The 11,090-nt window shown below is 61.1% G+C and carries 10 protein-coding genes and 1 pseudogene; 6 read left to right on the top strand and 5 right to left on the bottom strand.

What is annotated here, in order from left to right; genetic code table 11:
- The 5 genes and pseudogenes from AC04MI_RS08615 to pseI all read left to right on the top strand — a co-directional run.
- Nucleotides 1-377, top strand: a pseudogene (locus AC04MI_RS08615) (hypothetical protein); the annotation flags it as partial.
- 10 nt (nucleotides 378-387) lie between these two features.
- Nucleotides 388-1,026, top strand: coding sequence for an imidazole glycerol phosphate synthase subunit HisH (gene hisH, locus AC04MI_RS08610; protein WP_476497613.1), 639 nt, complete (start codon nucleotides 388-390; stop codon nucleotides 1,024-1,026).
- Between the two features lie 2 nt (nucleotides 1,027-1,028).
- Complete coding sequence (gene hisF / locus AC04MI_RS08605) at nucleotides 1,029-1,799, top strand: imidazole glycerol phosphate synthase subunit HisF (protein ID WP_436077996.1); 771 nt, start codon at nucleotides 1,029-1,031, stop codon at nucleotides 1,797-1,799.
- Nucleotide 1,800: 1 nt separating this feature from the next.
- Nucleotides 1,801-3,360, top strand: a complete 1,560-nt coding sequence (gene pseG / locus AC04MI_RS08600) for a UDP-2,4-diacetamido-2,4,6-trideoxy-beta-L-altropyranose hydrolase (RefSeq protein WP_436077995.1) — start codon at nucleotides 1,801-1,803, stop codon at nucleotides 3,358-3,360.
- Entirely contained in the window at nucleotides 3,357-4,400 is a 1,044-nt protein-coding gene (pseI, locus tag AC04MI_RS08595) for a pseudaminic acid synthase (protein WP_436077994.1), read from the top strand. The genes pseG and pseI overlap by 4 nt, the downstream gene beginning before the upstream one ends.
- A 38-nt stretch (nucleotides 4,401-4,438) precedes the next feature.
- On the opposite strand, the gene AC04MI_RS08590 is transcribed toward pseI, so the two are convergent.
- Genes AC04MI_RS08590 through AC04MI_RS08575 form a run of 4 tightly spaced genes read right to left on the bottom strand, consistent with a single transcriptional unit; the run spans nucleotide 4,439 to nucleotide 9,408 of the window.
- On the bottom strand, nucleotides 4,439-5,380 hold the full coding sequence (locus tag AC04MI_RS08590; RefSeq protein WP_436077993.1) for a UDP-glucuronic acid decarboxylase family protein: 942 nt from the start codon (nucleotides 5,378-5,380) through the stop codon (nucleotides 4,439-4,441).
- 38 nt (nucleotides 5,381-5,418) lie between these two features.
- Nucleotides 5,419-6,792: a UDP-glucose dehydrogenase family protein gene (locus AC04MI_RS08585; RefSeq protein WP_436077992.1), complete on the bottom strand. Its 1,374-nt coding sequence runs from the start codon at nucleotides 6,790-6,792 to the stop codon at nucleotides 5,419-5,421.
- Nucleotides 6,789-8,741 carry a polysaccharide biosynthesis protein gene (locus AC04MI_RS08580; RefSeq protein ID WP_476497612.1) on the bottom strand — a complete coding sequence of 651 codons (1,953 nt, stop codon included), beginning with the start codon at nucleotides 8,739-8,741 and terminating at the stop codon, nucleotides 6,789-6,791. Before AC04MI_RS08580 ends, AC04MI_RS08585 begins: the two co-directional genes overlap by 4 nt.
- 31 nt (nucleotides 8,742-8,772) lie before the next feature.
- Entirely contained in the window at nucleotides 8,773-9,408 is a 636-nt protein-coding gene (locus AC04MI_RS08575) for an LON peptidase substrate-binding domain-containing protein (protein WP_436077990.1), read from the bottom strand.
- A 77-nt stretch (nucleotides 9,409-9,485) separates the two neighbouring features.
- Between AC04MI_RS08575 and AC04MI_RS08570 the strand changes: the two genes are divergently transcribed.
- Nucleotides 9,486-10,037 (top strand): YggT family protein, encoded by a 552-nt coding sequence (locus AC04MI_RS08570; RefSeq protein WP_476497611.1) that lies wholly within the window; start codon nucleotides 9,486-9,488, stop codon nucleotides 10,035-10,037.
- Nucleotides 10,038-10,145: 108 nt separating this feature from the next.
- Here AC04MI_RS08570 and accD read toward each other — a convergent pair whose 3' ends face one another.
- The gene (accD, locus tag AC04MI_RS08565; protein WP_476497609.1) at nucleotides 10,146-11,018 is read right to left on the bottom strand and encodes an acetyl-CoA carboxylase, carboxyltransferase subunit beta; all 873 of its coding nucleotides are present in this window, start codon (nucleotides 11,016-11,018) and stop codon (nucleotides 10,146-10,148) included.
- Nucleotides 11,019-11,090 lie beyond the last annotated feature (72 nt).

Raw genomic sequence — 11,090 nt, 5'->3', positions numbered from 1 at the left:
ACCACAAGGTGGTCGAGGGCTCGATGGTCAACTATGAAAACTTGGACAATCATCAGACCGGAATTCACGACTACTTCAAATTCTTGAAGTTCGGTTTCGGTCGCGCTACGGACCTCGCCTGTCTGCACATACGCCGAGGTCGATTGACTCGTCAGGACGGGCTGGATGCAGTCATGCGCCTGGACGGCCGGTTTCCATGGGAATATCTGGGCAAGTCGCTCAGGGACATCCTTCAGCCGCTGGGGTTGACCGAAGGCGAATTCATCCGCATTTGTGACAAATTCACCAACAAGAAAATATTCAAGCGTGATGTCAGCGGTGCCTTGGTCAAGGATTACAACGGAAACCTCTCAAAGATTAACAACGATAACCTCTGACGGGTGTGCGATGAGAGTGGGTGTTGTTGACTATGGCGTGGGTAACCTCGGCTCCGTCGTGCGGGCGCTGGAGGAACTGCGCGTGGCGCCGGTGCTGCTGGACCGGCCGAACGACATGTACGCCACAGATCGCCTCATACTTCCCGGTGTGGGCAACTTTGCCGACTGTGCGCGGCTGCTGGAGGCCGGGGGATGGACCGCTGCTCTGCACGATGCGGTGAAAGGCTACGGACGTCCGCTGTTGGGCGTATGTGTGGGTATGCAACTTCTGGCCGACAGCAGCACTGAAGGGGTCAGCGAAGGGCTGAACTCCCCAGGCTTGGGTTTGATCCCCGGGCAGGTGCGACACCTGCGCAGCTTCGGCTGCACTCACAGGGTGCCGCACGTAGGCTGGAATGGCGTCACCCGTATGCGCGCCGACGATCACCTGTTCCAGGCTATTCCGGATGGAACAGACTTCTATTTCGTGCACAGCTACGCCTTCGCGCCGGAGGACTCCGATGACGTGCTGGCCACCACCCACTATGGCGTGCCGATCACGGCAGCGGTTCGGCGTGGACATGTATGGGGCACTCAGTTCCATCCGGAAAAGAGTTCGCGCGCGGGTTTTCGGTTGTTGAAGAATTTCGTTGAAGGCCCGATGTGCTAAAAGTGCGCGTCATTCCCACTCTGCTGTGGAAACACTTTGGTTTAGTCAAGGGCACGGCATTTGACAGTTGGCGTCGTGTCGGGCCTGTACTACCTGTCGTCAGGGTATACAACCAGCGAGAGGTCGACGAATTGGTGCTGGTGGACATCGTTGCACACCTTGGTGACGACGACCCAGACTTCGAGTCCATTGGCGAATTCGGGCAGGATTGCTTCGTTCCACTGACCGTGGGGGGCGGGATCACCCGAATCGAGCAGGTGCAGCGCCTGCTGCGGGCCGGCGCTGACAAGGTCGCTATCAATACTGCAGCTTATGCCCAGCCTGAGTTGATCTCCCAGATCTCCAGCCGGCATGGCGCGCAGTGCGTGGTCGCCAGCGTTGACGTACGAACCCAGGACCGTGGCTGGACCTGTTTCAGCCACGCTGGCAAGCGGGCCACTGATCGGGAGGTCGTTGCTTGGGTCCGGGAACTGGAGGACCGCGGTGCGGGCGAGATCCTCCTTACATCCATCGAACGCGACGGCACAATGCAAGGATATGATTTGCCGCTGATCGAGACCGTGGTGCGAGCAGTGAAGATCCCGGTGATCGCTTCCGGTGGCGCTGGCAGCTATGGCCACATGGTCGATGCCGTGACGCAGGCCGGTGCTTCGGCGGTGGCCGCGGCAAGCATCTTTCATTTTACCGAGCAGACGCCCGCTGGCGCAAAGGCGGCGCTGTCTGCCGCCGGTGTGCCGGTGCGCCGAACCTATCTATCCGGCGGATACGGCTGACATGATTGGCTCCACCCGCGTAGCGTTCCGCGTCGATGCGTCGGTCGCCATGGGGGGCGGCCATCTGAAGCGATGTCTTTCGCTGGCGAGCGCCCTCACCGAGGCCGGAGCCACGGTATGCTTTGTCTGCCGCCCATTGGATGCGGTAGTCGCCTGGGGGCTAGCTGGGCAGGATGTGGCCATTCAATGGTTGCCGGCGCCCTCTGGTGATTTTCAGCCCGGCGACGACTCCGTCCCACACGCTGCTTGGGCAGCCGTGGCTTGGGCGGATGACGCAGAGCAGACTGTGCAGGCCCTGGCGATGTCGCCACCGGACTGGCTGGTGGTGGACCACTACGCTTTTGACGCACGCTGGCACCTGTCGGTGCGGCATGCATTGGGGTGCCGCGTACTCGTGATCGACGACCTAGCGGATCGCTCCATCGACGCAGATGTGCTGCTTGACCACAACTGGGACATCGACCACCGGCACAGATACGCCGCCTGCGTCCAGCGCCCACCGACCTGGCTAACCGGTCCGCGATACGCGTTGTTGGCTCCCGCATATCTGCATGCTTCCCGCTGCATTCCGGGCTCTGATGTGCATAGCATCGGTATTTTCATGGGCGGTACCGATCCCGGAGGTGCATCCGCACGGGTGGTGCACGCCTGTCGGGCTGCAGGCTTTGGCGGACCACTCGAGGTCGTATCCACTTCGGCGAGCCCGCACCTGCCCGGTCTTCTGGAGGCCTGCGCGGCGGATGCAGCCATCACACTCACACTGGATGAGCCTGATTTGGCCTCCTTTTTTGCACGCCATGATTTGCAGATTGGCGCTGGCGGCGGTGCGACCTGGGAGCGATGCTGCATAGGCGCCCCCGCAATTGGCTTAGCTCTAGCGGCAAACCAGATGGTGGTTGTGCAGGCATTGGACCGATTGGGCGCCTTGCGCGGAGCTCGGCAAGACGACATGACAGACTTGCCCGAATTGACCGAGGTGCTGCGCCAACTGATTCCCGATGCCACTGCGCGTAGCGAGCTTGGCCAGCGCGCCGCGGCGCTGGTGGACGGCCGCGGGGCGCAACGGGTCGCCCTGTCCTTGCTGGGTTCGGAATTGCACTTGCGGCCTGCTGTGCTCGGTGATGCTCGCCTGCTGCATGCCTGGCGCAATCATCCCATGGTACGGGCCGCCTCGGCCAAGCAGGATCCCATTGCGATCGAATCCCATGAGCGCTGGATTCGCGCCGTGCTCGCGCACCCGTCGCGTTGGCTGTTCGTCGGTCTGGTTGGCAGGCTGCCTGTGGGCAGTATCCGTTTTGACCGGCTGGACAGCGGCCACTTGGAGGTCTCGTTGTATCTCGACCCGGATCTCCAAGGGCTTGGCCTGGGCCGCCACCTGTTGGCGGCGGGGGAGTGCGCGCTGCTGCGCTTTCACTCCGCAGGCGTCACCGTCGAGGCCAGTGTGCAGCCGTACAACGCAGCATCACGGCGACTTTTCGAAGCTGGTGGCTATCATGGTGGACCCTTGAAGTACCAAAAATCCCTCGGCCCAGTGCCGAATGTCGACGAACCAATGCTGTGAAAATCCTAGACCGAGATATCGGCCCCGGCCATCGCCCATACCTGATCGCGGAGATGTCGGGCAACCACAACCGATCGCTTGACCGCGCATTGGAAATTGTGGATGCCGCGGCAGCCCATGGCGCTGACGCGATCAAACTGCAGACCTATACCGCAGAGAGCATGACGCTCGACGTGCGCATGCCAGGTTTTGTGATTGACGATCCCAAGAGCCCGTGGGCTGGCCGCCAGTTGTATGAACTCTACGAAGAGGCGCATACGCCTTGGGAGTGGCATGCGCCCATCATGGCCCGCGCGGCGACACATGGGATGCATTGCTTCAGCACTCCATTTGATGCGAGCGCGGTGGAGTTTCTTGAATCCCTCCATGTGCCAGCGTACAAGATCGCCTCATTTGAGAACATCGATCTGCCGTTGATCCGCCGGGTGGCCGCAACCGGCAAGCCACTGATTGTCTCTACGGGCATGGCCACTGCCGGAGAGATCGATGATGCGGTGCGCACGGCGCGAGGGGCCGGTTGCCGTGACTTGGTGCTGCTCAAGTGCACCAGTACCTATCCAGCGACAGCGGAGAACACCAACGTTGCCACCATCATGCATATGCGCAGCCTCTTCGGCTGCGAAGTGGGTCTCTCAGACCATACCATGGGCTGTGGTGTTGCTGTCGCAGCGACGGCACTGGGCGCCACGGTGATCGAAAAGCATTTCACGTTGCAGCGGGCCGATGGCGGTGTGGACTCTGCGTTCTCGATGGAGCCGCTGGAGTTGAGGCAACTGCGAGAGGAGACCGAGCGCGCATGGCAGGCGGTTGGACAGGTCCATTACGGGCCCACGGAGTCTGAGGTCAAATCGCTGAATTTCCGCCGCTCGCTCTACATCTCCCGGGATGTGAAGGCCGGAGAGGTACTTACCCACGAGAACCTGCGCAGTGTGCGTCCTGGTTTCGGTCTCTCTGCCGCGCACTTCGATACAGTCCTTGGTATGCAGGTACGGTGTGATGCCAGCCGAGGCACGCCGTTGACGTGGGACCTGCTGCGCTGAGGGTTGCCAGCAGTCCTCCCTGCCAGCATGCGGACAATTTAGGATAGGGCAAGAGCCTGCTGAAAATACCTTATCGTGCGGCTCAGGCCCTCATCTAGTTCCACCCTGGGCTTCCAGCCATTCAGAAGCTTTGCTGCCAGTTCGATGTCGGGCCGCCTCTGCCGGGGATCATCGGAGGGCAGTGGCTTGTAGACAATCTTGGACTCGGAGTGCGTGATCTCGAGAACCTTGTTTGCAAGTTCCAGGATCGTGAATTCGCCGGGATTTCCGAGGTTGACGGGGCCCGAGATCGGTTCGGGCGTGTGCATTGTCCGCATCAACCCTTCCACCACGTCATCTATATAGCAGAAGCTTCGCGTTTGCTGGCCTGCCCCATACACCGTCAGATCGATTCCCTGCAGCGCTTGGACAATGAAATTCGAGATCACACGCCCATCGTCTATCCGCATGTGCGGGCCATAGGTATTGAACAGGCGCACGACCTTGGTATTGACGCCATGCTGTCGGCGGTAGTCGAAGAACATGGTTTCGGCGCAGCGCTTGCCTTCGTCGTAGCACGCGCGCAGACCGATGGGATTGACATTTCCCCAGTAGCTTTCCATCTGGGGATGGACCGCAGGATCTCCATATACTTCGCTGGTGGACGTTTGCAAAATGGGAATGCTTCGCCTGCGCGCAAGTTCGAGCAGATTGAGTGCACCGAGCACGCTGGTACGCATGGTCTGGATGGGATCTGCCTGGTAATGAACCGGCGATGCGGGGCAGGCGAGGTTGTAGATGGCATCCACATCGGCATTCAGGGGCAGGCAGATGTCGTGATGCAGTACCTGAAAACGGTGGTTGGACCGCAGGGTGATGACGTTTTCTTCTCGGCCGGTCGAGAAGTCGTCTACGCACAGCACATGGTGTCCTGCCGCAAGTAGCTGCTCACACAGATGCGAGCCGAGAAATCCAGCCCCGCCGGTAACCATGATGTTCATGGGAGTCATATCAAGAAGTGCCAAAAATACGATGAGTGCTACGAACGCCGGCCGATGGCCAGATAGTCAAAGCCGAGCGATTGCATGGTTTTCGGCTCATAAAGGTTGCGGCCGTCCACGATGAGAGGGGTTTTCAACGCCTGTTTGAGGGTGCCAAAGTTCGGACTGCGGAAGATCTGCCATTCCGTGACGATCAAAAGCGCATCGGCGTCGCAGGCAGCATCCAGGGGGCCTTCTGCATATTCGATTCGCGTCTGCAGATCGGGCTGCTCAGCCAGATCCTCCGCGAGACAGCGTTTGGCCTCCTGCATCGCTACTGGATCGAACACACGCAGCCTGGCGCCACGCTGCAGCAACTCGCGGATCAAGGTCCGGCTCGGGGCTTCGCGCATGTCGTCTGTATTGGGTTTGAACGCCAGGCCCCAGATGCCAATCTGCTTGCCCGAAAGATGGTTGCCGAGCCGATCGGTCAGTTTGCGAAGCAACAGCAACCGCTGCTCTTCGTTCACGTCTGCAACCGCTTGCAGAATGCGCAGTGGCGCCCCTGTGTCGATGCCCATTCGCATCAGAGCTGCAACGTCCTTGGGAAAGCAACTGCCTCCATAGCCTGCGCCCGAATACAGGAAGCTATCCCCTATGCGTGGATCAGAACCGATGCCGATGCGCACGTTCTCGATGTCCACCTCAAGTCGGTCGGCCAAATTCGCCATCTCATTCATGAAGCTGATGCGGGTGGCCAGCATGGCGTTGGCTGCGTACTTGGTGAACTCGGCGCTGCGCACGTCCATGCATATCACGCGTTCGCGGTTGTGGCCGAAAGGCCGATACAGCTCTCGCATCATGGTCCCGGCCTCGAGCTCGGCCGGCGTGCTGCCAAACCCCACAATGATCCGGTCCGGCCGCATGAAGTCGTCGATGGCGCTGCCTTCCTTGAGAAATTCCGGATTGGACACCACAGCGAATCCGGGAGGCTCGGCCCCACGAAAATCACGCCGCGCCAGAATGTCATTCATGGCTTCATGGACCTTCTCCGCAGACCCCACGGGGACCGTCGACTTGTTGACGATCACCTTGAAACCTTCCATGTGTGCGGCGATGGTCTGCGCCACGTCGAATACATAGCTCAGGTCTGCGGCACCGTCATTGCAGGACGGTGTTCCCACGGCGATGAACTGGATGTCTCCATGCGCGACGCCTTGAACAGGATCCGTGGAGAACTCCAGTCGGTCGGCCAGCCTGTTGCTCGCGATCAGTTCGCGCAGCCCCGGCTCATGGATGGGCACATCACCCGCATTGAGGGTGGCGATCTTGCGTTCGTCAACGTCTATGCAAAGCACATCGTTTCCGAGCTCGGCGAGACAGACCCCTGTCACAAGCCCCACATAGCCGGTACCAAAAACAGTGATGTTCATGTCGGGGAACTCATCCGGGTGTCGATAGAGGAGAAAGCTTTGGCCGATGCTCGATCTCCGGGGCTCGCCAATCGCGCGCCCGTCACCAGGCGGGACAGTATTTCGCGGATCTGCGGATCGTCATCTTGCTGGACGGCGGCTGCAAGTGCCGCCAGAGCCGTCTGGAGCTCAGGCCATGGAAGAAAGTCCTCATGTGCCTGCATGATGCGGGGGTGGAGCGTCGGCCCAGGATTCTCCCCGATCAGAAGCTCTTCAAACAACTTCTCTCCAGGCCGTAATCCTGTGACCACGATCTGCACATCGCCTTGCGGGTGCGAGTCGTCTCTCAAGGTCAGGCCTGACAAGGCGATCATGCGCCGTGCCAGTTCCATGATGCGCACAGGTTGCCCCATGTCGAGCAGAAAGACCTCGCCACCCTTGGACATGGCGCCAGCCTGCAGCACGAGCTCCGCTGCCTCCGGGATCGTCATGAAGTAGCGGGTCACCTCGGCGTGCGTCACTGTCACAGGGCCGCCTGCGGCAATCTGCCGCCGGAACAGAGGGATCACGCTCCCGCTGGAGCCCAGCACGTTGCCGAAACGAACGATGGCTAGGCGCATCAATGGTGAGGCGGTCTCCTGCACCTTAGGCGCATTCTGGCCAGCTGCCGAGAGCGCCTGCAAGATCATTTCGGCAACACGCTTGCTGGCGCCCATCACGTTGGTAGGCCTCACGGCCTTGTCCGTGGAGATGAGCACGAAGCATGGCACCTCGGCGGACAAGGCTGCCCGCACGGTTGCGAGTGTGCCAAATACATTGTTGAACACCCCCTCTGCCGCGTTGTCTTCCACAAGAGGAACATGCTTGTAGGCCGCTGCGTGAAAAATGCAGTCAGGCCTGTGTGCCTGGCACAGGGCGGACATGCGCTGCTCATTCGTGACGTTGGCGATGACCGGCAAGATCTTGCACCGACCGCTCAGCACCAAGGGATGCCGGGTCAGCTCGTCGTGGATCCCGTAAAGCGCAAATTCGCTGTGTTCGACCAGCACGAGCACGCGAGGGTGGGCCGCCAGGATCTGGCGGCAAAGTTCGGTGCCTATGYTGCCGCCTGCTCCTGTCACCATGACCGTTTGGTTGTGAATATGGCGCTCGAGAAGTTCCGGGTCCGGCGGCACGGGATCGCGGCCCAGGAGGTCGCCGATGTCGATGTCCTGGAAATCGGTCACGCTGACCCGACCGCTGGCGAGATCCGTCAAACCCGGCAGGGTCCGTACCCGAACCTGCAAATTGCTGACATGCGCGATGATTTCCCGGCGTCGCTGCGGCGTAGCGCTGGGGATTGCCAGCAGCACGTCGGTGACTCCTGCACGCTTGACAAGCCGTGCCAGGTCGGACGCCGCATGGACGTCCGTGCCGTTGATGCTGGTTCCCTCCTTGCCTGGGTCGTCGTCCACAAAACCGACCAGTACATGATTGCGCATGYCGGACAGGCCTGCAGCCGTTTGGGCGCCGGCGCTTCCTGCTCCGTATATCACCAGCCTGTGCTGAACGTTGCGCTTGAACCCCGAAAGCCACCACCAGCCCAGAGCGCGGCTCGTGCCAACCAGCAGCAGCAGGATGAGGGGTTGCAGGATGCCGGCACTGCGTGGAACGCCTTCCCATTGCGCCGTCACGAGGATGGCCAGAAGCGCAATCCCGTAGAAGGCGACAGCGCGTCCTGTCGCGATCAAGGCCGCAATGCCGTTGTACCGGAAGATTGCCCGGTACAACCCGATTTTCATGAAGATCGGGAAGGCGAGGATGGGCCCCAGGGCATAGACCATCCATTGGTTGCCGCTTTCGGGGAAATGCAGAGTGTCCAGCCTGAGAGAAAAGGCAAGCCACATGGCCAGCACACCCGTGCAGATGTCCAGTGAGACGACGAACAGCTGCTTGGCGAACCGCGGCCAGTTCAGGAGATGTTTCAGCATGCGCTGTAGGTGCTTCTGGCTGGGGGCATGTTTACTGGGCTATCCCAGTGCGGTCGAGCACATCCCCCACCAGCTCCAGCCGCACCACGGGGTTGTCCAGCTCCATAAGGCGTTGCTTGAGCTCCAGAGGAACAGGCAGCAGCTCGCACCAGCGGTTGGCCACCCAGCCGCAATCGTCGAGCTGGGCTGCCGTGGGCACCAGGGCCGAAGGACTGTCAGGGTCGCGTTGCTGCAATGTGTTCAGCACCTTGGCCAGGGCCTGCGAGGCCTTCTTCAGGTCCTCGGGCACGGGCACGGGAAGATCCGGGTCAAGGTGATCCACGTCGGCGATCCATAGCCCGTGCACTAGGTGGCTGCGCTGCGTGATGCGAAAACGCTGGCTGCCCCGGCACTGCAGGGTGATGAGCCCGGGCTGCGAATGGTCCAGCTGTTCGATGACTGCCAGGGTGCCGATTTCGTTGAACTGCTCCTCGGGAGCTCCGGCTTGGCGCACTTCGTGGCCCTGGGTCAGTGCCACCACCCCGAAGGGCGCTTCCATCTGGTGGCATTTGCGCACCATGTCCAGGTAGCGCACCTCGAACACTCGCAGGGCCAGCAGGCCTTCGGGGAAGAGGACGGAGCCCAGCGGGAACAGCGGCAGGGACGACAGGGAAAGGGGTGAAGTCATGGAGCAGAACCTTGGCCCGCTATCATCCCATGGCGCGGGCTGCTTTCGCACTGCCCGTTCTCCTTTTTGCCACCCCTATGTTCTTTCAGATCGCTTCCTTCCTGCTTGATGTCGTCGGTGGCTTGCTCACCGGGGCCTGCCTGCTGCGCCTGTACATGCAGTGGCAGAGGGTGCCGTTTTCCAACCCCGTTGGTGGGTTGGTGTTTGCGTTGACCGATTGGCTGATTATGCCGCTGCGACGGGTGATCCCCCCTGCGGGGCGTTGGGATGTGTCCAGTCTGGTGGCAGCGATGCTGGTGCAGCTGGTGCAGTACGCGTTGTTGACCTTGCTGCTCGGTGCGRGATCGGCATGGGCGTGGTTGCCCTGGTTGGCCTTGTTCGGGCTGCTGCGCGTGGCGGTCTCGGGGCTGATCGGCCTGCTGATTGTCTATGCCGTCCTGTCCTGGGTACAGGGTGGCCGTTCACCGCTGGCGGATGTGATCGCGCGCCTGTGTGAACCCGTGTTGCGTCCTTTTCGGCGCGTCATTCCGCTGATGGGCGGCTTCGACCTGTCGCCATTGGTGGCGCTGGTGGTGCTGCAGGTTGTGATGATTGTTCTGGGCCATTTGCAGGCCAGTGTGATGCGTTAAGCATCCCAAAGGCCCGAAGCGCTAAGCCAAATATGCTCTGTTTGCTATTAAAAATATAGCAATGGCGTGGTGAGGCCTCACTCAGTCTCCTTTTCGGGGACCGGGTATTTACATCACCGCGTCAGCAGGGAGTCGTTGCAGCATGGCCAAACTGCTGGCCACGGTGTTGCGCAGTTCGCGGCGGTCGCAGATGAAGTCCACCGCGCCCTTGGTTTGCAGGAACTCTGCACGCTGGAAGCCCTCGGGCAGGGTCACACGCACGGTGGATTCGATCACGCGCGGGCCAGCAAAGCCGATCAGCGCCTTGGGCTCGGCAATCACGATGTCGCCCACAAAGGCAAACCCTGCGCTCACGCCACCCATGGTGGGGTCGGTCAGCACACTGATGTAGGGCAGGCCCTTCTTGGCCAGGCGGGTCAGCGCCGCATTGGTCTTGGCCATTTGCATGAGCGACAGCAGACCTTCCTGCATGCGGGCGCCACCGGTGGCGGTAAAGCAGATGAAGGGCACTTTTTGCTCGATGGCGGTTTCCACGCCGCGCACAAATCGCTCGCCCACCACGGAGCCCATGGAGCCGCCCATGAAGTCGAACTCGAAGCAGGCGGCGACCACGTTGACGCTCTTGACCGCGCCGCCCATCACGATGAGGGCGTCGGTCTCGCCGGTGTTCTCCAGGGCCTCCTTCAGGCGCTCGGGGTACTTGCGGCTGTCCTTGAACTTGAGCGCGTCTACGGGCAGCACTTCCTGGCCGATTTCGTAGCGSCCYTCRGCRTCSAGRAAKGCGTCSAGYCGSGCGCGSGCRCCGATGCGGTGGTGGTGGCTGCAGYKSGGGCASACRTTCTGGTTGTGYTCSAGGTCGGYCTTGTAGAGMACSGTCTCGCAGSYSGGGCACTTGATCCACAGGCCYTCGGGCACCTGACGGCGCTCGGTGGGGTCGGTTTGCTGGATTTTGGCGGGCAGAAGTTTTTCGAGCCAGGACATGGTGTTCTCCTCTTCAGTGGCGCGACCTGCTACAAAGCCCGTAGGCGTTTGCGGGGCAGGCCGGGTGTGAAT

Source organism: Acidovorax sp. LjRoot204, assembly GCF_056175785.1.
The sequence above is the reverse complement of the archived record's forward strand: the minus strand, read 5'-3'. Positions and strand labels throughout refer to the sequence as shown.